The sequence below is a fragment of the Bacillus sp. 220_BSPC genome (assembly GCF_001054655.1).
GTDB classification, from domain to species: Bacteria; Bacillota; Bacilli; order Bacillales; family DSM-1321; genus Peribacillus; species Peribacillus frigoritolerans.
The window spans coordinates 1-21651 of sequence record NZ_JVPL01000275.1 but is presented as its reverse complement, the minus strand read 5'-3'; the positions used below and the strand labels follow the sequence as shown (position 1 = coordinate 21651).

Below are 21651 nucleotides of genomic sequence, written 5' to 3'. Positions count from 1 at the left end.
CTTTTACTCGTGAATTTTGCACTTTTACTCGTGAGTTTCGCACTTTTACTGGTGAATTTCGTAATTTTACTCGTGAATTTCGCACTTTTACTCGTGAATTCGTACTGTACACTTAGTTTGGCACTGTTTACTCGTGAGTTACTTCAATCACGCAAAAAAAGGACCTAATCAGGTCCTTTTTTTGTCTATTCCTTTATGCTTGCGATAATTGGCGCAGGAGAGCTTCATGCATTCCCCTTGAACATGCGGGCCATATTTTTCACGAAAGGCCTCGAGGCAATAGCATTTTTCTTCTTCTTTTTTGGTTCCATCCATCGAGTGCATCCCTCCTAGCATTTAACTGGAGACTACACGTTTCTCCAGTTCTACGTTGATTCGTCCCAACAATACGGCACCAATGGACTGAATGATCGTTTTAACGATGATTTGGCCGATGACCGCAGCTGGTACTGCTTCCCATGGCAATATATTGGCACCCAGAGGACTTAGGCCAATCACGACAAATATTACTGAATCGAAAAATCCTCCAACGATCCCGCTGTAAAACACCCTCCAACTCATCGGGAGCTTTAAACGGGTATAAATTTCCGTATCCGCTGTTTCTGCGACCACGAAGGATAATGCGGAAGCAAACACAATCAGTAACGTATCTCCTAATAAAAATGATACACATGCAGATAAAATAAGTGCAGTGACGATGCATATATAGGTCTTCGCGCGGCCGAATTTATTCTGGACCAGATCTCGGAAGATGAAGGTTCCCCCGATGAGCAATGTCCCCATCGGGATGATGAACATGCCAAAATGTAATGGCGCAAAAGCTGCTGTAACCACATTCGCCGTGATGATGGATACTAAATACAATAAAATTCTTAACATTTCTTAATTCTCCTTATACAGAAAAAACAGCACCCTAAGAAAGAGCCCTGTTCTCCTTAGTTTTTTTGAGAGGGTAGCTAGAACCTCTTCCGCCCGGGCGGATTATCATTTTCCTTATTCATCGTAGCTTGAAAGCGGTTGGAAATCAAGAAGTTTCCATACCGTCGATTTAAGTATGTATTCGCTGAAACCGATTGATTTAGCCATTTATTTCAATGGGCCTGTTTCCCCCTTTTGCCGATTTCTGTCGCATAAAACTGCTTGACCGGCTGTATATAAAAGCCGAAAATCAAAGATAGAGTCTTGTACCTTATTTGGCGAGGAGAAAAAGAATGATGAAAAAAACTACGTTTGTCTATCCTATTTATATCGCAACCACACCAGAGAAGCTTTGGGAAGCCTTGACGAGTGGTGAAGTCACGAAGAAATACCACTTCGGATTACAAGTACAGTCTGACTGGCAAGAAGGGTCAGCCGTTAAATATTTGCTGGATGATGGACGGATTACCGATCATGGGCATGTACTTAAATGCGAGCCGTTGCACCTGCTCTCGTTTACATGGATCATGGCAGGAGACGAAACACCTCGCGAGCAGCCTACACGGGTCACTTTTGAATTACAGAAAATGGACGATTCTACTGTGAAGTTAATTCTTAGGCATGAGGAGCTATTGGAGACGGATTTCGTATATGATGAAAATACCTTTGAAGGCTTGAATAATGGATGGCCAGCCCTTTTAAGTAACCTGAAGAGCTTGCTTGAAACTGGACGGACCCTCCCGCCCATATCAGTAGACTGGGATAATTAAACGGAAACTATAAAAACACATTGAAAGAGAGTTGAGTTAGTAATGGATACCCAAATAATCACGAAATTTAAGATAATCAAGCCAGCTACTGAAGTGTTTGAAGCCATTGTGAATCCTGAAAAAATCGGGAATTTCTGGTTCTCATCAAGTTCGGAAAGATGGGAAAAAGGCAGGACGCCTACATTGAGATACAACGAATACGATGCTGAAGTGGTCATTCATGTATTGGAAGTAGAGGAAAATAGGAAAATCGTGTTTGCATGGGGCGGAAATGATCAAGAAACGATTGTTACCATTACACTAAAAGAGTTGGATAAAACGAGTACGATCATTGAAGTGAACGAATCTGGATTGAGTGAAGACGACCCTGAAATAATAAACAAAATGATCGGACAAAAAGAAGGTTGGGTATATACATTAACCTGTTTAAAGGGTTATTTAGAAAATGGCGTTACTACTTTGAGAGCATCATTAGTTTTTTAATTATTAAAGATTGCTGGTTCAGATGTATAAGGCATCCGTTAATCTAGCTCTTTCCTAGATGTTCGATTATACGGGAGGAGACTTAGATGTTTCCGAGAAAAAACTCAAGGATGAATGATACCCTTGAGTTTTTGACTTTCCGTATGATTTGACACAAAGTTCAATCTGAAATCACTTTTAGATATATGCCCTTTGAAGCTTTTTTATAGGCTTCAATTCCCATTTTCTTCACTTTTTCCGATAAGCTGGATGCTCTTACTAATTGGGTTCCTTGAATAACGGAAGGGTCTATCAGGCGCATTTTATTTTTCCGATGTATATCGTATTCCAATTGATCTTCTTTCACCTTTACGTTACCATGGATCCGTTTTAACAGGTTTTGCACTGCATGGTCTTCAGTGAAGCTTAACAAGGACATAACTTCTTCATCTGTACTGAGTAAGTTATCAAGGCTGATCAGTTTTTTAGCTAAAGCCACTTTTAAGGTCTTTGCCAAGATATCATAGCCATATATATTAAGCGGGTTCATGAAAAAATCAATAACTTCGCTGTAATACGTTTTCACAAACCATTCCGCCGATTCAATATTATCCAGATACATCCTTCCATTTATTATGATGACATGATCTAGAAATTCATTAACGGATTCCCTGGTGATATGTCCATATTGATACATATCCCGAAGAGTATAATCTACCCGATCTGCACATAACTCAGGTGCTGGTTGTTCAAGCAATTCCCATTTTGATTGGAAAATGACTTTACAATCATATCCATATTCCTTCAGTATAAATGGGATTTCGGATTCCATAATGACTTGATCATATATCTTTTCATGATAATCTTCATCCTTACAATCCAGAACAAAATCAATGACATGTGAAAATGCAGTATGGGATACGTCATGCAGTAAGCCCGCGATTTGTTCCTCTAATGAACCTCCAAGCGCTTTTATTAAAAGCATCACACCAATCGAATGGTCAAATCGTGTGACATCCCACTTCTCATTAACTAAATAACTTGCCCCACCTTGATGTATCCCTTTCAATCTTTGGACCGGTTTGCTTACTATCAGCTCTTCCAGGACTCCCTCTACAATGTGTTCCCCATAGATACTATCCAATACTATCAATAACTGCCCCTCCCCCATTAGTTACTCATTACAGGCAGGTGATTTCACTGATTTTTTTCTGTAAAAATTATTTCCCCCTTTTGATTTTGCTCATATTGCTTTTTCACCAATTTTTCCAATTCCTCTTCATCATTCAAATCGATATTCCCTGGATTGACCTCATCAATACCCTCTATGAATATCATTTCATTTGTTATTACCTGATCTGTTGGATACACTTCAAAAATGTCTTCTACAGGTTTTGTTTTCTCTTTATACGGTTTAGTGAATAAAAAAAAGCCGGTCAAGACTATGAAAATTGATGCCAAAATACCAAATTTCTTTTTCATATATTCATCCCTTCCAAGGACATCTGTATAACCTCATAATACCATAAAAGGTTATTATTGGTTAAAAACTAAGACGAGCTCATATTAAAAGCGGGATTCTTTTTCAGTTACAAGGACATTCAAATTTCTGGTTAGGGGAACTGGAAATGGATTCTGCATCTTCGCCCACTGCTCCATTTGCAACTTTACCCTCCCCTTGAACCGTAAGATTAGCAAGTGTTCCTTTCGATTTCAGGTTTACTATAGGGCTATCGCGATTTCGGTTGCCTACAATGGCAAAATTCCACTTAAAAAACAGTACTTTATCATTCGACCTAATAATTGACATTTGAAAATCAGTGAGCTATCATCCTAATTAACCAGTGGTCAATTAATAAGGAGGTGACAAGATGTCGCCAAGGAAATCGGCAGGTCAAGAATTATCCAGGGACATGGTTTTGAATGAAGCTAGAAACCTTTTTGCAGCGTTAGGGTATTCGAATGTCTCGATGAGGCAATTGGCTAAATCATTGGATTGCAGTCATGGAGCCATTTATTATCATTTTAAAAACAAGGCGGAAATATTTTATAGTTTAGTGAAAACGGATTTTTCCGTTTTAAATTCTTTAATCGATGATATCATCCTGTCGGAAAATGCCCCTTCTGTAAAAATGGAAAAGATTTTATTGTGCTTCTTGGAGTTTGGTTTAACCCAACAGAATCATTATTCCATCATGTTTTTATCGAAGGAAAAAGAAATTCAGCAGTTACTTCAATTCGATTCTAATAAAACATACGAAAAGCTAATCCAGTCCTTGACGGATCTAACGGACAACAAACTGAATCCTGCATCCATTTGGTCGATTTTTCTTTCTCTTCACGGATTCATAACTTTTTATATTAATTCTGAGCTATCTTATCAAGATGTAAAAGGTTTAGCCTATTTTCATGTAAAAAATATCACCAAGAACATCATATAATTTTTTCGGACACTATTGACCAATGGTCAATTAAACTTTGGAGGTTATGAAATGGTGAAGAAATTCCTTCATATTGAAGGACTTATGGTCCTTTTAGCGGTGATTTACATCTATTCGTTATATGAATTCAGCTGGTGGATTTTCCTTTTGTTGATTTTGTCCCCTGATGTTTCCATGCTGGCCTATCTGATCGATGATCGGATTGGAGCAAAGGTTTATAACGCATTCCATACTTATATCGTGTCCATCTTCATGATTTTGTTAGCCATTTTCCTAAAGTCGGATGCATGGATGATGATTGGTTTAATTTGGACCGCACATATAGGAATGGATCGCTTATTTGGATATGGCCTTAAATACACATCATCCTTCAAAGCTACACACATGCAAAGGTTGTAATAAGCTTAAAAGGCAGTGTGATTAAACATCACACTGCCTTTACTTTACACGCCCCGCTTGTTACCCCATATATAGGTATGCAGCTGTGGCAGGACTTTCACATCATTCAATTCATCATCCGCTATCACTTTATCAATTAACTCTTCGTACTTCTTCAATAGGCCGCTGATCAATTGATGATCATCCGCCGTCCTGCTGTCGTCATTGCCGACCTGCAGATAAAAAGGAATATCCGGGTAACGCCCATGTACATGTTTGGCATATTGATAATCTTCCTCGTTAAAGACGACGATCTTCAAAGAAACATGGTTTTCAGGATTTCGATTGGCAAGATTCGAGATGATTTGGTCAAGAACCGTAAAGTCCGTGTTCATTCCAGAGCTCGGCGGCTTAGGTGAGATAGTCAGTTCATCAATATCGAGAAACCAATCCTGCCATCGGCTCCCTTGTGTTTCGACACCAATTTTCATTTTATTTTCATGTAAGATCGCTATCAAGCCGTTTAGGTTTTTCAGCAGGGCCGGGTTTCCCCCAGATATCGTCACGAAGGAAAAACCGGAACCCCCAATTCGCTTCAGCTCATCCCATATTTCATCGGCAGTCATCTGAACGGTATCTTCCTTACCTGTGCCATCCCAAGTAAATGCGGAATCACACCAGGAACATGAATAATCGCAGCCGGCCGTCCGAACGAACATGGTTTTTTGACCAATGACCATTCCCTCTCCTTGGATGGTCGGCCCGAAGATTTCCATAACCGGGAGTTTACTCACTTTCCATCCACTCCCGTCTGGCTTCGGCATAGCTTGTCGGCGTTTCGTACAGTCGAACAAATTCGACTCTAGCACCCTCATATTCTTTTAATGAAAGGGCTTCGGCCATTTTTTCATAGATCCAGACAACCATATTTTCAGCTGTTGTATTCATGAGCGGCAGGGTTTCATTCAAATAACGATGATCCAGGTGGATTTCGATTTCATTTTTCCATATATCCTTGATGTCACCAAAATCTATCATCAACCCGCGTGAATCCGTATACCCGCTCAATCCGAAAATGACTTTATACGTGTGGCCATGCAGGTTCTTGCATTTCCCTTCATAGTCATGCAGATGGTGCGCCGCGTCAAAGGTGAATTCCTTACTCACGAGAACCCTCTTGTTTGTATACTTCAATTGGCTGCGCTGAATATCTTCATCTATTTTTTGGAGTTTATCCACTATCTTAAAACCGTACATCATGAAAGCACCTTCCGTCTGCTTACATAGTCATCCAGTCCTTTTTTCCGCAGATTACATGCCGGACAATCCCCACAGCCATCGGAGATGATTCCGTTATAGCAAGTCAGGGTCTTTTCGCGGACAAAGTCGAACGCGCCAAGCTGGTCAGCAAGCTCCCATGTTTCCTCTTTATTAAGCCACATTAGCGGCGTATCAATCACGAATGACTGGTCCATCGATAAGTTCAAGGTCACATTCAACGATTTAATGAATACATCGCGGCAGTCAGGATATCCGCTGAAATCCGTTTCACAGACTCCTGTGACAATATGTTTAGCGCCAATCTGGCTCGCCAGCACTCCGGCAAACGAAAGGAACAGCAAATTCCTCCCTGGCACGAACGTCGACGGCAGCTCCCCTTCTTCTCCGTCCGCCACTGCGATATCACTTCTTGTCAATGCATTCGGTGCCAGTTGGTTCAGCAGCGACATGTCAAGGATATGGTGGTTCACGCCCAATTCCTTGGCAATGTTTTGAGCGCATTCGATTTCCAAGCTATGCCGCTGATTATAATCGAACGTCACCGCTTCCACTTCCTCAAATCTCTCCAATGCCCAAAACAGGCACGTCGTACTGTCCTGCCCTCCGCTAAACACAACCACTGCCTTTTCTTTCTTCTTCATTTCTATAAAACTCCTTTTTACGGAAAAAAACAGCACCCTAAGAATAGAGCACTGTTTCTCCTTAGTTTTTTTGAGAGGGTAGCTAGAACCTCTTCCGCCTTAACGCGGAATATTATATTTTTCCAAGTCAATAGTAACTTGAAAATGATAAGAAATCAAGATGTTTATATAAAGTGAACATTAGACCTGATGGAAAATTTGGTTAACTTTTCATTACTTAAAAATCACATTAAAAATCCGATAAAAAAGAGTGAATAAAATATCGATAAAGGGGTCCAATAATTTGAAAAGCATTAAAGCAAAGGTATTGGTGGCATTTTCACTCATCATATCTTTATGTGTCATCTTAGGAGCATTCAACATTTATAGCAGCTACAAGTCACTGGCATACTCCCAGGATATCATCGAAAGGGACCTTCCGCTTCTTATCCAAGACGAAAAGCTCCTATATAATCTAGCACAAAGAACCGCATTCATCCGGGCCTATATTCTATATGGCCACGAGAGTTATAAAGAAAGGTTCTTACAATATACCGAAGAAAGCCAGGTCATCCAGGAGGAACTCCTAGCCTTAAGCGATTCTGATAAAACAAAGGAATTGATCGAGAAAAGCGTGGATTGGAGGACGATGATTGTAGAACGGGTATTTATCCAGTATGAAAAAGGAAATGAAGAACGCGCTAAAGAGATACTCAAAAATGAAGTGGCGCCAATCAGCAATGAAGTAATGGAGGGTTTCAAGGAGCTTGCTTCTAAACGCGAGGAATTGTTTGTCGCTTCAGGTAAAACCGTCATCGAAAGCGGGAAATCGGTCAAGACGACAAGTATCATCATATCCATTGCAGCAGTCCTTATCGGCCTTGTGCTGGCGCTTGTTACTGCCAACCTCATTACCACCCCCCTCCTTAAAATTAGGGACAGGATGAAAATGGTTGCTGACGGAGAGCTGAATCATGAGCCCCTGGAGCAAAAGTCATATGATGAACTGGGCGAATTAACGGTCTCCGCCAACCAAATGCAGAAAAACCTTCGTGATACGATCGAAAAAATGCTCGTTGTTTCGCAATCCGTTACCAACCAAAGCGAGGATCTGACTCAATCAGCAAATGAAGTGCAGCAGGGCAGCAAGCAAATAGCGTCTACGATGTATGAACTTTCGGAAGGTTCGGAGTCACAAGCCAGCCGGGCAGCTGAAATGGTTCGCATGATGGATGATTTCACCGGCAGGATCGAGTTGGCCCACCTGGAAGGAGCGGATGTGGCTAGAAGTTCAACCGAAATCCTTTCCTTGACCAAGGACGGCACCGCTTTAATGCGCAGTTCAGTCCAACAGATGCAAAGTATTGATGGGATTGTCAAAAATGCCGTAGAGCAAGTGAAAGGGCTCGATTCTCAATCACAGCACATCTCGCAGCTTGTGCAGGTCATCAAAGATATATCCAATCAAACCAATCTATTGGCGCTGAATGCAGCCATAGAGGCCGCTCGTGCTGGTGAACATGGCAAGGGCTTTGCCGTCGTCGCCGATGAAGTGCGGAAACTCGCTGAATCACACACTCCGTTGGGGATATCACCAATATTGTCTCCGCCATTCAAACGGGTTCAAAAACAGTCGTCCACTCCCTGGAAGATGGTTATACTCAAGTGGATGAAGGCACGAAACAGATCACACTCACAGGCCGAACCTTTGAAACAATCAATCACTCTGTCAGGAATATGGAAATGAAAATACAGCATATTACCGAAGAATTGAACTATATCTCCACAAATAGCAAAAAAATCAATCAGGCTATCGAAGATATCGCTGCCGTTTCTGAAGAGTCCGCGGCAGGAATCGAACAAGTCTCCGCCTCCGCTCAGCAATCCAGCTCTTCGATGGATGAAATCACGAATCATGCCAGTGAACTTGCATCTTCGGCAGAATTGCTGACTGCACAGGTTAAGAAAGTCCAATTATGACACTAGCAAGTTCCCGCTGCTTGAATGCGGGAACTTGCTTTTTTTCTCCTATTATAAGGGTTGTTTCATTTTCGTATATTCGGGGAATATATAACTATACACAATAATGAACCATTAAAAAAGCAAATCTATCAAAAGCGGCTGGAAGTGAATATTTTCCTTTGTTTTCAGAATATTTAGTGTATAATGAATATAATTAAAGGAATATTTTAACTGAAATAATGATTACTTCCAATACCTGCAAATCCTGTCCTTTCCTTCAACACCATGCACGGGCCCATATGCTCAGTAATTATCGATTGCATGCTTTCTCTCGAATCAAACCATTCACATCTTTATTCACACAAAAACATATTTTCCACTCCAAATTTGTAAAAAAAGGTTAAACTACACCAACGATATGTTACTATTAAACTAAGACCTTTTAACCCCATAAGGAGGAATTCATATGAAACGTTTTTTCAAATTCATCGCAGATTTTAAAGAAAGAAAAGCACTGGAACGGGAAACCGAAGAATTCTTTCGCAAAGAATACGAAAATTATATGAAGAAGAATCCTGACAATCAAGGAAAAAGAAGGAGATTAGCTCCTAGACTTTATGTGATTGATGGCGGTAAAAAGGGCTCCAACCTTGAGATTTCTGACAGAAAGAAATCCAGTTAACCTGATTCCTTCCATTATCAGCTACCCAAGCTGTAACTCAAGACCCACAAAAGTTAAATCTCCATGATTAACGGAGATCCGTGACCATTACATTCATTTACAATATATAAGCCGAAAGCTCAGATATGCTTCTGGGCTTTTTTATTTTTCATTCTTCTATAAACACTATATTTATAGAAGAAACTAGGTATTTTTTAAAAGAAATGGGTTAACTTTAGTTTATTTCATGTTTTAGGTAAAAGTTCAATTATAGACCCCTGGGTATTACCAAGGAAAATCCGAAAAATATCAAAAAAAAGAGATGTGTTCTTTTACTCATCTTTATCCATATTCAAAAGAGTTCAACTATTTGAGTCGTTAGATGCAATATTTCACATTGAATGACAAATGCATAAAAATTGTAACGTTTATGTCAAACAATGGGTATAAACAATTAACAAACTGTAATAAACCTAACTTTTAAAAATTAATTATTATTCAAATATAGCCATTATGAATTAGGTTCAAATACTCATAAACCTATTTTACTTCTGACCAAAATAGGTTTTTATTAAACTTTCCATAATTTAGTGTAAATAAAACCTCGATTCCCTCAATTTTCAGCCATATCTTTGTACTCATAAAACAATTTATCCCATTAGATACTATTACACTCTAATATACATATATTTGAAAAAGCTGACGATAACTATATTACGATAGAATAATTGACTCTTGCCTATTAAGTTTAAAATCATGTAGTGTGTATTCAGTAATTCAAATATTTGAAAAAAAGAGAGGTTAAAAAATGGCACCAATATTTATTTGTGCGATCTTTTTGCTTGGCTATGGCATTTTTGAACAAAAACGCCATCAGAAGCGTCTCGACTCCATCCCGGTACGTGTGAATGTGAATGGGATTCGAGGGAAATCGACTGTAACGCGTCTAATTACAGGTGTGATCCAGGAAGCTAAATACAAAACAGTAGGTAAAACAACCGGAACATCAGCAAGAATGATCTATTGGTTTACCGACAAGGAAAAACCGATTGTACGACGCCCGGAAGGACCCAACATAGGAGAACAACGGCGTGTAGTTAAAGAAGTGGCCGACTTAGGCACGGAAGCACTGGTTTGTGAGTGCATGGCCGTACAGCCTGACTATCAACTAATCTTTCAAAACAAAATGATCCAGGCAAACATTGGGGTCATCGTGAATGTATTGGAAGACCATATGGATGTCATGGGACCGACATTGGATGAGGTTGCTGAAGCCTTCACTGCTACCATTCCCCATAATGGTCACTTAATAACCATCGAAAGTGAATATTTGGACTTTTTCAAGCAAATTGCCAAAGAACGCAACACAAAAGTAATCGTTGCAGACAACTCCAGAATATCGGAAGAGTTCCTGCGTGAATTCGACTATATGGTATTTCCTGATAATGCATCACTGGCCTTGGCCGTTGCTGAAGCATTGGGCATTGATGAAAAAACGGCTTTTCGCGGCATGTTGAATGCGCATCCCGATCCAGGTGCCATGCGGATCACCAAATTCGGAGATCCCATCCAGCCAACTTTCTTTGTCAATGGCTTTGCTGCAAATGACGCGTCATCGACGCTGAACATATGGGAACGTGTCAATACGTTCGGATACAGCACAGAACCTCCTATCGTCATCATGAATTGCCGTGCCGATCGTGTGGACCGTACCGAGCAGTTTGCAAGAGATGTATTGCCTTACATAAAATCTGAAATCGTCATTGCCATTGGCGAAACCACATCACCGATTACAAGGGTATTCGAGCAAGGTAAATTGGATACTAAAGAATATTGGGATTTAGAAAACTGGTCAACTGAAGAAATCGTGGCCCGTCTCCGCCCATTGATGAAAAATCGCATCGTCTACGGTGTCGGGAATATTCACGGTGCAGCGGAACCATTAATTGAAGCATTCATGAAATCTAAAACAAAGCAAAAAGCAAGTTAAGTAGGAGGAACCTTAATGTTTGGATCGGATTTATACGTAGCCCTAGTACTGGGAGTAACGCTTAGCCTTATATTTTCAGAAAAGACGGGTGTCGTACCCGCAGGACTTATCGTCCCAGGTTATTTGGCATTAGTATTTGATCAATGGGAAATCATGCTCACCATTTTGATCATTAGTGTCGTAACTTATTTAATCGTCACCCACGGCCTTTCAAGATGGGTGATTTTATATGGAAGAAGAAAATTCGCCGCCATGATGGTGACCGGGATTTGCTTGAAACTCCTATTGGACTTAGTCTACCCCGTCATGCCCTTTGAAATATTCGAGTTTCGGGGAATCGGTATAATCGTACCTGGATTGATAGCGAATACCATACAAAGACAAGGAATGCCATTGACACTTGGCAGCACGCTTTTATTATCCGGCTTAACTTTCGGTTTAATGAACGTGTATTACCTATTCTGAGGTGCAAAAAATGAAACGGACTTTAAATGCAAAAGAAAAAACACTTATCTTTATTAAACGCACGAAGAAAAAGAATCTTAAATACACTGGAATCATACTACCTATATTACTAATCGCTTTAGTCATTACCACTTGGATGGGACGGGCTGAGGAAGTGAAAACAGTCGCAACAAAATCCGATCAACCATTGACGATGACAATGGTCGGTGATGTGATGATGGGACGTTATGTTGAAGAAGTGACGGAAAAGCACGGGTATGAATACCTCTTCCGGTATATGAAACCCTATTTTGCCAATTCGGATTATGTCAGTGGGAATTATGAACATACCGCTTTAAAAGAAGAGGTATCTAACTACAAGGAAGCAGATACTCCAATCCGGTTAAACTCCAATACTAGTGGTGTGGAAGCCATTAAAGATGCTGGCTTCTCTGTGGTGTCATTGGCAAATAACCATATGATGGACTATGAAGAACAAGGACTCCTTGACACGATTGATGAATTCAAAAGTGAGGATATGCACTATGTCGGTGTTGGATCGAACACTGCGGAAGCAAAAAACAGCATCGACTATGCGGATGTTAATGGCGTACGTGTTGCAACACTTGGCTTCACAGATGTTTACGGTAAGGATGCCGTATCAAAAAATGATAAAGCCGGACTATTGAACTCCAATCCTGATTTATTATTTGAAATGATCGGCAAAGCAAGGAATGCCAAGCAAGGCAATGCAGACTTGGTTGTGGTGAATATGCACTGGGGACAAGAGTATTCAACCTCAACAACCGATCGGCAAAAAGACTTGGCTAAAGCTATCATCGATGCGGGCGCTGACATCATCATCGGGCATCACCCCCACGTGCTTCAATCGTTTGATGTTTATAAAGATGGAATCATTTTCTATAGTCTAGGAAATTTCATATTCGATCAAGGCTGGACACGCACAAAGGATTCAGCCATGGTTCAATACCATTTAGCGGAAGACGGAAAAGCTACAATCGATGTCGTACCGCTGCAAATTGAAGAAGCAACACCAAGGCCAGCTACCTCTTCCATTGACAAATCACGTGTTTACCGACAGTTGACGAAGGAAACGAGTGAAAAAGTCCAGTGGTCTAAAAAAGAGGATCGCATCGAGATTACCTTGGATCACAAGAAGGTAATCGATCATAAGGGACAGCGTGAACAAGAGGAAAAGGCAGCAATGGAAAAGAAAGCTGCACTAGAGAAAAAAGCAGCACAAGAGAAAAAGGCCGTACAAGCTAAACAACCGGAAATGCAACCCATTCAGTAAGGAACGCTTTATCACTACTATTTTGAAGAATGAAGACACACAACTTAGAAGCTCAACGAAAAGGGGGAAAAACCGATGATTAACCGTATGACCGGAAAAGTGCTCATATCCCTAAGCTTGCTCATATATATTGCTGGATGTTCGAAGACACCCCCTATTTCTGACACGAATGATCCGATAAAGAGTAAAACGGAACAATCATATGGGGTCAGTTCTTCAAATCCACTCGCAATAGATGTCGGTATGGATATTTTGGAAAACGGCGGAACGGCGGCTGATGCCGCCATTGCGGTATCGTATGTATTAGGTGTAGTCGAACCTTATGGATCTGGCGTGGGCGGCGGCGGAGGTATGCTTATTGCCCCGGAATCCGGCGAACCCGAATTTATCGATTATCGTGAATCCTCCCCAGAAGACCCAAGTTCAAGACACGATGCAGGGATTCCTGGCTTAGTGGCCGGCATGCAGGTCATCAGTGATAAGTATGGGAGCGTACCAATGGCAGATCTTCTTCAGCCGGCGATAGATTTGGCTGAAGACGGATTTGAAGTCGACGAATCGTTATCATCACGCTTAGAAGCGGCTCAGCCAAGGATATCCTCCGATGCGACTTCACTTTTTTATCCTGATGGTGATGCCATTGAACCAGGCAAAACCCTCGTCCAGGAAAGACTTGCTGAAACATTGAAGGAGATCCAGCAGGAAGGACCTGATGGTTTTTATAAAGGGGAAATTGCGCGGGATATTAAAAGGGAATCAGATATCGACTTGATGGATTTAAAGCGCTATGAGGTGAAAGAACGGAAACCGGTCCAAGGAACATTTGCCGGTTATGATGTTTTTACCGCCCCTCCGCCCTTTTCAGGAATTACCGTTCTTGAAATGTTAAAGCTAGCCGAGGAAATGAACCTAGGTGATTCTTCAAGCAAATCAGCTTATATGAAAGTCTTGGGGGGCATCACGGATACTGCTTATCAAGATCGGACCGTCCATGTTGGAGATGGAATAAGTCACTCCAAGGCGGAAAAATTGCTCTCCCCCATTCACTTGGATAATCTTAAAAATAAGATAAAAAGTGAAAAATGGGAAGATAAAGAATCGAATGGTTCCGAAGAACATGAAAGTACGACACACTTTGTGATAATGGACAAAAATGGCACTGTCGTTTCCACAACAAATACGCTCAGTAACTTTTTCGGATCTGGGGATTATACAAATGGATTTTTCCTTAACGATCAATTGAAAAATTTCAGGTCCGGCTTGAACTCTCAAGAGGCATATAAACGGTCAAGAACTTTCACCGCTCCGACCATTCTCAAGAAACCTGGGCGCGAATCGATCGGGATCGGCTCACCAGGCGGTGATAGGATTCCGCAAGTATTGATGCAGGTTCTTTATTCTTATACAGAAAATGAAGGCTCATTACAGGATATCGTCGATCGTAATCGGTTCGTCTTTGATGGAAAGAAGATTTATACAGAATCCAGGCTTTCGGATGAAACCATATCCGACTTGGAAGATTCAGGATATGAAGTCATTCAGAAGATTTCCCCCATGTATTATGGCGGGGTTCAAGGACTCGTTAAAAACGAGAAAAATGGACAAATATCCGGAGCTGGAGATAAAAGAAGAAACGGAAGCTGGAAAGCTCAGCATTAAACAGGCAATCCAGCCCCTCCTTTTCTAAATATCATATGAATTTTAGCGTTGTATAAGGGGATTTTGAATATGAATATCGTAAAAAAAATAACAAGCTGGGTAATACCTGTCCTTCTTGTAGCAGCCCTGCTTGTAACAATGAATACGTTTAAACGGACAGAAACGTTAACACCCGACGAGCAAAAGAAAATAGAACAATATACAACAGTCGAAAAATAAAAAAAGCTGGGGCATCCCCGCTTTTTTTATTTTTGCCGTCAACGGGTATGGAAGATTAGATACACTACAGATACGGAGGATTACCATGATTGAAAATAGCTATACCGATTTTTTTGAACTGCAGGAAAATGAACAAGAATACCTTGATTACCGCATCATCGTTCATCACAGGAATCCTGATATTGCAGTTCTAGCCATCCATGGCGGGAATATCGAACCAGGTACGAGCGAAGTTGCGGCCGCACTTGGAGAGAGACTTTGTGCAAGCACCTACCTATTCGAAGGCCTAAAACCAAGGGGCAACCAGGTCCTCCATATAACATCCCGCTTATTCAATGAACCGAGCGGCGTTTCGATGGCAGCGAATGCTCAGACCACCCTTTCGATCCATGGCCACTACGACGTACATCATGCGCTGGTTTACATTGGCGGAAAGAACGAACCATATAAGAACCTTATCCAGCAATGCCTCAACAAAGCTGGATTTCAAACTGATCATGCACCGCAGCACCTTTCTGGCATGAATGGAAACAACATCACCAACACATCCAAAACTGGTGCAGGGGTGCAATTGGAACTTTCCACAAAGCTCAGAAAAAGCTTTTTCAAAGGTGATGACTTTACCAGTAAAAACAGGGTCAATCACTGTAATCTTCTTAAACGGTTCGTTACTGCCATTGAAAAAGCGACTCATGAATATAAACAGGTTGAATGACCTTCTTAGTCCATGAGGCTTTCAACTTGACCGAAGCTTTCGAATTTCTCGGCAAAATAACCTGACGAAAGGTTGGAAATATGAACGCCTGCGTTTTCCGTTGTATGGAGAAAACGTCCGTCACCCAGATAAATACCTACATGCGTCACACCTAGCCTTGTTCCTGTGTCGCTAAAAAATACTAAATCCCCTGCCTTTGGATTATAAATTTTGGGTACCAATGAAAAGTATTCCTCTGCGGAACCTCGTTTTACCGAAAGGCCCTGCTCTTTCATGACCCAATAAATGAAGCCGCTGCAATCCATTCCGGTCATTGGATCTTCTCCCCCGAAAGCATAGGTGAATCCGCGTAAAGTGTATGCATACTTGATGACATCATATGCCTTATCATATGCAGCCTCCTGGTTTACGTAAAACGGATATAACGGGTTGCTGTATAGTTGAAGATACTGCCCTTGCATCAACTCATCGGTATTTAAAGCGTTACGACTTTTGATCGTACTCAAGGAAATACTGTAATTCTCGGATATACTTTTAAGTGTTTCTCCCGTTTGGACGATATGCTCTCCTTTAGGCGTATATGTTTTGTACGCCACTTGGTATTTTGCAAAGTAATCTTCTGTAGTGGATCTCACCTGAACCGTTTCCGCACCATATCCAGAATTGACAAATTGGTTATTGCCGACATAAATACCCGCAGTCACCACTTTTAAGCTGTCTTTTTCCAGAAAGAATATTATATCCCCAGTTTTCGGAGTGGCTGTATCCATCCCTTGCTTATAAAAACCATCTACTGTCAAACGGTCAACCGGCACATTTTGCCGGGAAAGCACCCAATGAATCAATCCGCTCGAATCGAATCCTTTTTCAGGCGTCTCCTCTCCAGCTGTCTTTTTAAACCCTATGAAAGATCTCGCATATTTCGCAATTTTTTTTCCTCTCTCCGACCATTGATAGATGGAAGGAATATACGCCGTTTGAATGATTGTCAACTTTTGGCCCGCAAATAACTTATCATCCGGTAAACCATTCGTCTTCATCAATTGTTCAGCCGATATTTCATATGTCTTGGCAATCGATTCCACCGTTTCGCCAGAGATTACAGTATGCACAGGATCTGCAGCCTCGGCCTTTAAACCAGGTAAAAAAGTAAAACTAACCATGAATACCAATGTCAGTATCATACAGCTTATTTTTCCATTAAACATTTTAACCTTCCTTTATATGCTGAAATATTTATATATTTACGATGTTCATGTAAATCCCATCATACGAATCTTCTATCCTATCATTCACTCAATCAGATTCACCTTAATGCTCACAACAATAATATTATCGGTAAAAATAACGAAACCTTTAGCCTATTTTTCACAAAGAACCAACAGTCGGATTCAATAAAACACCATAAAAGCAAATCATTATTCCTATACCTCATCGAGAAAAGTTGGAAATCGAAGAATTCCTAGAGGATTTTGTTTACACACTTTGATAAAAATGGAAGATATGTAGCATAGTTTTGGAAGGGAAACGTATTTGAGGTTTTGCATGAGAACAAACGGAAATTGATTACGAAGGCGATGGATTATTGATCAGGAACCCAAACCCATTGGTACACCCATCATCTAGCAGAAGTAAATAAGGGGAAAGCTAAATGGCATTCCCCTCTCGTTACTATGAATCTATCGCATATAAATTTGTGAAGCTTCTAATATCCGTGCCGACTTGTCCGATTCCTATATATTATTCCCCTTTGTAAAAAAAGCATGGATACTTGACCCGATCCTCTAAATTATACTTTTGTGCTTCAATTTTTTGTCCACCATAGAGAGATGTCCCAGCGATTCACCTTTCAGAATGATGAAATGGCAATCCAACAAAAAAGGAAACCACTGTAATGGCCTCCCTTTTTGCAACACTTCTTATTCCCTACTTCTCTATCTGGAATTCCCCTAGCGTCTGCTCCAAATCATTTATTAACTGTGTAAGCTGCTGTGTATATTGAGCAAGTTCATTGGAAGAAGCAGCTTGTTCCTCCATGGATGATGCAATTTCTTCTGATGAAGCTGTCGTTTGCTGTGATACGGCGGTGATTTCTTCTATCACTTTAATAACCGTTTCTTTTTGTCGATTGATGCTTTCAATGGATTGTGTTTCTTCCTGAATCGAATTGGATATTTTCCCGACTGAATCTTCCAGCTCTTTCATGGCTTCACTTACCGTGTTCACGGCATTTTTCTGATCCTTGCTGATTTGATTCGTTTCATTTGTCGTTTTCAGCAATTCCTCTGTATCTGACAGAATGCTTTGGATGATTGCTTGAATATTTTTTGTAGCTTCTTTTGAATCATCAGCCAAGCTCCTTACTTCATTCGCCACGACAGCAAAACCTTTGCCGGACTCACCTGCCCTTGCAGCTTCTATAGATGCATTCAAAGATAATAAATTGGTTTGTTCCGATATTTTCGAAATGGCATTCGTGACATCTGAAATGGTTTTTGATTTTTCCACAAGTCTTAAGCTCATGCTGGATGTTGTCTGGTGTGAGCGCCAACACCTTCCAGTTCACTTCAGGGACCGTACTCCATTCACCTGTGTAATCTTCACCATCCAACGTCAAGGGTTGGTTCGCTTTTCCGCCCCCATTATACATGTCGGCCACCCACTTGAACTCTGAACTGAATCGATCAGTGTCCGTAATGAAATCCTCCACACCTTCTTCCATGCCGCTTTTGTCAGGATTCATATTCTTCCCGTCCATATCCTTCATGAATGAACTCACGATAAACCCTTGTGAATCCAATATCACCAGATTGCTAGTGGAATCTTTTTCGATGGTTGACCTCATTTTCCCGATTGCCGCAAGGTCGATATCATAACCCAGGGCCCCTGCCATTTTCCCGTCCGATGAAACGGGCGTGACAACGGAAGTCATGATCATTCCCGAACCTCCATCTTTATACACATCCATCCATTTCGTTTCTGGTCTTTCGGTCAGCTGCGTATAAGTCTTTGTCTCCCTGGCATCCTGATTGAAATCCATTTGGGGAGAAGCATACAAGGAACCATCCGATCCATCCATATAATAAACGGAAATTAAATCCTCATTGTTCTTTTGAAAAGCCTCTAACGTTTTTTGAATATCCTTGATTGAATCACCATTCTTGATCTGATTGGAAACCAGCTGTGATAATTGCTCTAGCGAATTTTCATACGTGGCCATGCTCAAATCGATTTGTGCCGCTGCATTTTGGGCCGAGCTTTCGTTGATGGACGTACTATCTTCTTTAAAAATGGAAGTCACCTTTACCCCCATTATCGAAACGGATACGACTATCGCGAGAAAAACGGATGTACATATAAATAGTAACCATTTTATCCGGAGCGATATCCTTCTCTTTACTTTTTCTTTCTTGTCAATCGATGAACTTCTCATCAATCGTTTCCCCCTTTTATTTGGCCTGCAAATGCCCTTATGTGTGAAAACAAAGATTCAATCTATGCTCAAAATGGATCCTTCCTAAATTACGGTCACTTACTTTATTTTTCCACATAAACATACTGTATACCTATCAACCCCTTGTCAATCACCAATAACGGATAAATTAATAGGTCTAAAGTTCGCATTCCATTTTCAAATAAAAAAACCCTTGGATTGTATAGAATCCAAGGGTTTCACATAGGGGATATTAAGTCAGCAATAAAACGCGATTTAGCGTAATGCTGCGGCTAAGCTTTCTCCGAATTCTTTTGCGCCATCCGGACCATCACCCGTTATGATGTCACCATGCGCAACGACATGCTGTTTTACATATTCAGCGGAATTGGCTTTCAATTCGTCAATTTGAACATCAACTGGGTAACAAGCAGCTTTACGTCCAGAAAGTAAACCTGTTTTCGCTACAGTGACAGAACCTGCACAAATTCCCGTTACAAGAACTTTTTGTTCATGCGCTTGTTTCAAAAAACTTTGCAGTTCTTGGTTGCCCCATAGATGATCATTCGTACCTGATCCCCCAATTACTGCGATTGCATCATAATCACTTGCTGAAACTTCAGAAAAGATCACCTCTGCCAAAGCCTTGCCTTGATAGTCACCAGTTATTTCTCCTGTTTTCGTACTGGCTATCGTCACTGCCACCCCTGCATTTTCCAATACTTCCTTCGGCTGAAATAATTCATCTTCATTAAAACGTTCTGGTGGTATAATTAGTAATGCTTTTTTACTCATATATATTGCCTCCTGAATTGAATTGTCTGATGACACTCAAATTGTAACGCTCGTAATCGGCGCTGTGAAGAATGCACTTTTATGTGCGGAGGTTACCTTAAGGTTACTGGTAAAATAAAAAAGGAGCTAATGTCCATGTCAGAAACATTAAGAGATGAAATCAAAGAAAAGATCTTAAACGGCTATTATAATTGCGAAAAAGAACTTACTTTATCCATATTCAGCGGCAAATGGAAAATCGTCATTCTATGGCATTTAGGTGTAGAAGGCCCACACAGATTCAGTGAACTACAACGGCTTTTCCCGAAAATATCCCATAAAATCTTAACGAATCAGTTACGTGAACTAATGGAAGACGGCATCGTCCATCGGGAGGTATATCCCGAGATCCCTCCAAAAGTCGAATATTCCATGACTGAACTTGGAATGACCTTGCTGCCGATCGTTGAAATGATGTATGAATGGGGAAAAAACAGGATGAATGAAATTAAACAAGAAATGCATGTCAGTGAAAATGATGGGAATAAATAATGCATTCGTGACCCGAAAAACAAAGCCCATTGTAAAATGTGAGCGTTGCCTCCAGACACTCGCTTTCCAAGGGCCGGGACCCCACTAGTGCATGCTGTGAAGGCTTGGCAGGCAGTCGGCGGAAAGGGAGCGATTTCTGAAATCAACTGGAACATTTATTAAGAAAAAACTGTAGGCTAGTCTCATCCCCAATATTCTTAAGACTAGATTATTCTTCATGTTTTTTTCCTATATCCTTAATCGATTGAAGAAATTTGCGACACTCCTGCCGAATAACTGGCTAGACGAGACACCGCAGACGCTTGCGTCGAGGAGGCTTGGCAGACTGTCGGCGGAAAGGGAGCGGATTTCTGAAATCAACTGGAACATTTTTTAAATAAAGGTTATGTTAAATAATATTGTTATTTTTTAGTCAAATAAATGAGACCTTCTCTTATCAGGGGTCTCATAATCATTTTAATTTTTAAAATTACTCGTACTTACATAGCTTTGGAACTACAAAATCGGGAAAAGTCTTGATTATTTTTTTATATGTTGCGAAATTCGATTGACCTGAGATAACCGCAATGTTATCTCCATCATAGCCAATCCAAAAAATACTTGCATCGACTTCTACTTTAACCACTACTGTTCCCGCAATTTTCCCTTCCCAATTTCCTTTCCATTCTCTTTGTTCTACACTAAATACATCTTTGTTTGTGGACCATAAAACTAAATCATTCCCACTACCAAGAGTAATATAGAAAGGGAAAATCTCCTTAAACTGCTTTTCATTCTGGATTTCAGTAACAACGTATCGGTTAGTTAAGTATCTATAACTGATATTGAATTCCTTGCAATTATGTTCAAACTCATCTTTCCAATAAGAAGAAACCTCAGCACAAAAATAAAGTGGAAATGCTTTCATATTCCTCATCCACAATGGCAGGAAATTTTCATCACATTCTGGTAGATAAAAGCCATCCATTAAGAAAACATATGGTGTAGTGCCTTCTATTGCAAACGGAAAAAAACCTCCAGCATCAGGATTTGAGTCATAATATCTCTTCGGGAAATA

General features: G+C 40.6%; 24 protein-coding genes, 3 pseudogenes and 2 riboswitches. Of the genes and pseudogenes, 15 read left to right on the top strand and 12 right to left on the bottom strand.

The genetic code is table 11. The annotated features are described in order from the left end of the window. Nucleotides 1-168 precede the first annotated feature (168 nt). Nucleotides 169-315: a hypothetical protein gene (locus ADA55_RS29610; RefSeq protein WP_153246159.1), complete on the bottom strand. Its 147-nt coding sequence runs from the start codon at nt 313-315 to the stop codon at nt 169-171. A gap of 21 nt (nt 316-336) precedes the next feature. Beyond that, nucleotides 337-879, bottom strand: coding sequence for a VUT family protein (locus tag ADA55_RS21810; protein ID WP_048687567.1), 543 nt, complete (start codon nt 877-879; stop codon nt 337-339). Nucleotides 880-929: 50 nt separating this feature from the next. Next, a riboswitch (PreQ1 riboswitch) is annotated at nt 930-972 on the bottom strand. 242 nt (nt 973-1214) lie between these two features. Here ADA55_RS21810 and ADA55_RS21805 point away from each other — a divergent pair. Beyond that, nucleotides 1215-1688: an SRPBCC family protein gene (locus ADA55_RS21805; protein WP_048687568.1), complete on the top strand. Its 474-nt coding sequence runs from the start codon at nt 1215-1217 to the stop codon at nt 1686-1688. A 42-nt stretch (nt 1689-1730) separates the two neighbouring features. Next, entirely contained in the window at nt 1731-2171 is a 441-nt protein-coding gene (locus tag ADA55_RS21800) for an SRPBCC family protein (RefSeq protein ID WP_048687566.1), read from the top strand. A 160-nt stretch (nt 2172-2331) separates the two neighbouring features. Here ADA55_RS21800 and ADA55_RS21795 read toward each other — a convergent pair whose 3' ends face one another. Together ADA55_RS21795 and ADA55_RS21790 are read right to left on the bottom strand one after the other, a co-directional pair. Then, complete coding sequence (locus tag ADA55_RS21795) at nt 2332-3303, bottom strand: HD domain-containing protein (RefSeq protein WP_048687565.1); 972 nt, start codon at nt 3301-3303, stop codon at nt 2332-2334. A 44-nt stretch (nt 3304-3347) separates the two neighbouring features. Continuing rightward, a complete protein-coding gene (locus tag ADA55_RS21790) occupies nt 3348-3632 on the bottom strand; it encodes a hypothetical protein (protein ID WP_048687564.1) in 285 nt (94 codons plus the stop codon). A gap of 389 nt (nt 3633-4021) precedes the next feature. Here ADA55_RS21790 and ADA55_RS21780 point away from each other — a divergent pair, with 389 nt between their 5' ends. Together ADA55_RS21780 and ADA55_RS21775 are read left to right on the top strand one after the other, a co-directional pair. Beyond that, a complete protein-coding gene (locus ADA55_RS21780) occupies nt 4022-4591 on the top strand; it encodes a TetR/AcrR family transcriptional regulator (RefSeq protein ID WP_048687562.1) in 570 nt (189 codons plus the stop codon). A gap of 51 nt (nt 4592-4642) precedes the next feature. Next, entirely contained in the window at nt 4643-4990 is a 348-nt protein-coding gene (locus ADA55_RS21775; RefSeq protein ID WP_048687561.1) for a DUF4260 domain-containing protein, read from the top strand. 44 nt (nt 4991-5034) lie between these two features. Here the strand turns inward: ADA55_RS21775 and queE are convergent, their stop codons facing one another. Genes queE through queC form a run of 3 tightly spaced genes read right to left on the bottom strand, consistent with a single transcriptional unit; the run spans nt 5035 to nt 6891 of the window. Beyond that, entirely contained in the window at nt 5035-5763 is a 729-nt protein-coding gene (gene queE, locus ADA55_RS21770; protein WP_048687560.1) for a 7-carboxy-7-deazaguanine synthase QueE, read from the bottom strand. After that, complete coding sequence (gene queD, locus ADA55_RS21765) at nt 5756-6226, bottom strand: 6-carboxytetrahydropterin synthase QueD (RefSeq protein ID WP_034309398.1); 471 nt, start codon at nt 6224-6226, stop codon at nt 5756-5758. Before queD ends, queE begins: the two co-directional genes overlap by 8 nt. Beyond that, the gene (gene queC, locus ADA55_RS21760) at nt 6226-6891 is read right to left on the bottom strand and encodes a 7-cyano-7-deazaguanine synthase QueC (protein WP_034309401.1); all 666 of its coding nucleotides are present in this window, start codon (nt 6889-6891) and stop codon (nt 6226-6228) included. The genes queD and queC overlap by 1 nt, the downstream gene beginning before the upstream one ends. 55 nt (nt 6892-6946) lie before the next feature. Next, a riboswitch (PreQ1 riboswitch) is annotated at nt 6947-6989 on the bottom strand. Between the two features lie 530 nt (nt 6990-7519). Between queC and ADA55_RS31505 the strand changes: the two are divergent. The 10 genes and pseudogenes from ADA55_RS31505 to ADA55_RS21720 form a co-directional block, all read left to right on the top strand. Next, nucleotides 7520-7915: pseudogene (locus ADA55_RS31505) on the top strand (HAMP domain-containing protein); the annotation flags it as partial. After that, nucleotides 7907-8446 (top strand): annotated as a pseudogene (locus ADA55_RS31500) (methyl-accepting chemotaxis protein); the annotation flags it as partial. The pseudogenes ADA55_RS31505 and ADA55_RS31500, both read left to right, overlap by 9 nt. Beyond that, complete coding sequence (locus ADA55_RS31100) at nt 8440-8850, top strand: methyl-accepting chemotaxis protein (RefSeq protein ID WP_082162888.1); 411 nt, start codon at nt 8440-8442, stop codon at nt 8848-8850. The pseudogene ADA55_RS31500 and the gene ADA55_RS31100, both read left to right, overlap by 7 nt. A 448-nt stretch (nt 8851-9298) precedes the next feature. Next, complete coding sequence (locus tag ADA55_RS21745) at nt 9299-9514, top strand: hypothetical protein (RefSeq protein ID WP_048687557.1); 216 nt, start codon at nt 9299-9301, stop codon at nt 9512-9514. 787 nt (nt 9515-10301) lie between these two features. Further along, nucleotides 10302-11483, top strand: coding sequence for a poly-gamma-glutamate synthase PgsB (gene pgsB / locus ADA55_RS21740; protein WP_048687556.1), 1182 nt, complete (start codon nt 10302-10304; stop codon nt 11481-11483). Between the two features lie 15 nt (nt 11484-11498). Next, nucleotides 11499-11948 carry a poly-gamma-glutamate biosynthesis protein PgsC gene (pgsC, locus tag ADA55_RS21735; protein ID WP_048687555.1) on the top strand — a complete coding sequence of 150 codons (450 nt, stop codon included), beginning with the start codon at nt 11499-11501 and terminating at the stop codon, nt 11946-11948. A gap of 10 nt (nt 11949-11958) precedes the next feature. Next, complete coding sequence (locus ADA55_RS21730; RefSeq protein WP_048687554.1) at nt 11959-13242, top strand: CapA family protein; 1284 nt, start codon at nt 11959-11961, stop codon at nt 13240-13242. Nucleotides 13243-13317: 75 nt separating this feature from the next. Further along, nucleotides 13318-14901 (top strand): gamma-glutamyltransferase family protein, encoded by a 1584-nt coding sequence (locus tag ADA55_RS21725; RefSeq protein WP_048687553.1) that lies wholly within the window; start codon nt 13318-13320, stop codon nt 14899-14901. Between the two features lie 69 nt (nt 14902-14970). Beyond that, nucleotides 14971-15120 carry a CapE family protein gene (locus ADA55_RS30130; RefSeq protein ID WP_153246158.1) on the top strand — a complete coding sequence of 50 codons (150 nt, stop codon included), beginning with the start codon at nt 14971-14973 and terminating at the stop codon, nt 15118-15120. Between the two features lie 85 nt (nt 15121-15205). After that, nucleotides 15206-15835: a poly-gamma-glutamate hydrolase family protein gene (locus tag ADA55_RS21720; RefSeq protein WP_048687552.1), complete on the top strand. Its 630-nt coding sequence runs from the start codon at nt 15206-15208 to the stop codon at nt 15833-15835. A gap of 5 nt (nt 15836-15840) precedes the next feature. Here the strand turns inward: ADA55_RS21720 and ADA55_RS21715 are convergent, their stop codons facing one another. The 4 genes and pseudogenes from ADA55_RS21715 to ADA55_RS21700 all read right to left on the bottom strand — a co-directional run bounded on the left by ADA55_RS21715 (nt 15841) and on the right by ADA55_RS21700 (nt 20063). Beyond that, on the bottom strand, nt 15841-17043 hold the full coding sequence (locus ADA55_RS21715; RefSeq protein WP_048687551.1) for a C40 family peptidase: 1203 nt from the start codon (nt 17041-17043) through the stop codon (nt 15841-15843). Nucleotides 17044-17761: 718 nt separating this feature from the next. After that, nucleotides 17762-18298, bottom strand: a pseudogene (locus tag ADA55_RS21710) (methyl-accepting chemotaxis protein); the annotation flags it as partial. After that, complete coding sequence (locus ADA55_RS30765; RefSeq protein WP_414629833.1) at nt 18234-19055, bottom strand: cache domain-containing protein; 822 nt, start codon at nt 19053-19055, stop codon at nt 18234-18236. The pseudogene ADA55_RS21710 and the gene ADA55_RS30765, both read right to left, overlap by 65 nt. Before the next feature lie 489 nt (nt 19056-19544). Continuing rightward, complete coding sequence (locus ADA55_RS21700) at nt 19545-20063, bottom strand: DJ-1/PfpI family protein (RefSeq protein ID WP_048687548.1); 519 nt, start codon at nt 20061-20063, stop codon at nt 19545-19547. Nucleotides 20064-20198: 135 nt separating this feature from the next. Between ADA55_RS21700 and ADA55_RS21695 the strand changes: the two genes are divergently transcribed. Beyond that, on the top strand, nt 20199-20594 hold the full coding sequence (locus tag ADA55_RS21695; RefSeq protein ID WP_048687547.1) for a winged helix-turn-helix transcriptional regulator: 396 nt from the start codon (nt 20199-20201) through the stop codon (nt 20592-20594). Between the two features lie 469 nt (nt 20595-21063). Here the strand turns inward: ADA55_RS21695 and ADA55_RS29905 are convergent. Then, on the bottom strand, nt 21064-21651 hold a 588-nt coding region (locus ADA55_RS29905), incomplete at its 5' end, for a hypothetical protein (RefSeq protein WP_048686778.1).

Bases quoted from the DNA above. Each gene is read 5' to 3' on its own strand.
- ADA55_RS21800 (WP_048687566.1), top strand. From the start codon at position 1,731: ATGGATACCCAAATAATCACGAAATTTAAGATAATCAAGCCAGCTACT.
- ADA55_RS21720 (WP_048687552.1), top strand. From the start codon at position 15,206: ATGATTGAAAATAGCTATACCGATTTTTTTGAACTGCAGGAAAATGAA.
- ADA55_RS21700 (WP_048687548.1), bottom strand. From the start codon at position 20,063: ATGAGTAAAAAAGCATTACTAATTATACCACCAGAACGTTTTAATGAA.
- ADA55_RS21775 (WP_048687561.1), top strand. From the start codon at position 4,643: ATGGTGAAGAAATTCCTTCATATTGAAGGACTTATGGTCCTTTTAGCG.
- pgsC (WP_048687555.1), top strand. From the start codon at position 11,499: ATGTTTGGATCGGATTTATACGTAGCCCTAGTACTGGGAGTAACGCTT.
- ADA55_RS21790 (WP_048687564.1), bottom strand. From the start codon at position 3,632: ATGAAAAAGAAATTTGGTATTTTGGCATCAATTTTCATAGTCTTGACC.
- ADA55_RS21810 (WP_048687567.1), bottom strand. From the start codon at position 879: ATGTTAAGAATTTTATTGTATTTAGTATCCATCATCACGGCGAATGTG.
- ADA55_RS21695 (WP_048687547.1), top strand. From the start codon at position 20,199: ATGTCAGAAACATTAAGAGATGAAATCAAAGAAAAGATCTTAAACGGC.
- queC (WP_034309401.1), bottom strand. From the start codon at position 6,891: ATGAAGAAGAAAGAAAAGGCAGTGGTTGTGTTTAGCGGAGGGCAGGAC.
- ADA55_RS21780 (WP_048687562.1), top strand. From the start codon at position 4,022: ATGTCGCCAAGGAAATCGGCAGGTCAAGAATTATCCAGGGACATGGTT.
- ADA55_RS21725 (WP_048687553.1), top strand. From the start codon at position 13,318: ATGATTAACCGTATGACCGGAAAAGTGCTCATATCCCTAAGCTTGCTC.
- ADA55_RS21745 (WP_048687557.1), top strand. From the start codon at position 9,299: ATGAAACGTTTTTTCAAATTCATCGCAGATTTTAAAGAAAGAAAAGCA.
- pgsB (WP_048687556.1), top strand. From the start codon at position 10,302: ATGGCACCAATATTTATTTGTGCGATCTTTTTGCTTGGCTATGGCATT.
- queD (WP_034309398.1), bottom strand. From the start codon at position 6,226: ATGTACGGTTTTAAGATAGTGGATAAACTCCAAAAAATAGATGAAGAT.
- ADA55_RS21715 (WP_048687551.1), bottom strand. From the start codon at position 17,043: ATGTTTAATGGAAAAATAAGCTGTATGATACTGACATTGGTATTCATG.
- ADA55_RS30765 (WP_414629833.1), bottom strand. From the start codon at position 19,055: ATGGCCACGTATGAAAATTCGCTAGAGCAATTATCACAGCTGGTTTCC.
- ADA55_RS21805 (WP_048687568.1), top strand. From the start codon at position 1,215: ATGAAAAAAACTACGTTTGTCTATCCTATTTATATCGCAACCACACCA.
- ADA55_RS29610 (WP_153246159.1), bottom strand. From the start codon at position 315: ATGGATGGAACCAAAAAAGAAGAAGAAAAATGCTATTGCCTCGAGGCC.
- ADA55_RS21730 (WP_048687554.1), top strand. From the start codon at position 11,959: ATGAAACGGACTTTAAATGCAAAAGAAAAAACACTTATCTTTATTAAA.
- ADA55_RS30130 (WP_153246158.1), top strand. From the start codon at position 14,971: ATGAATATCGTAAAAAAAATAACAAGCTGGGTAATACCTGTCCTTCTT.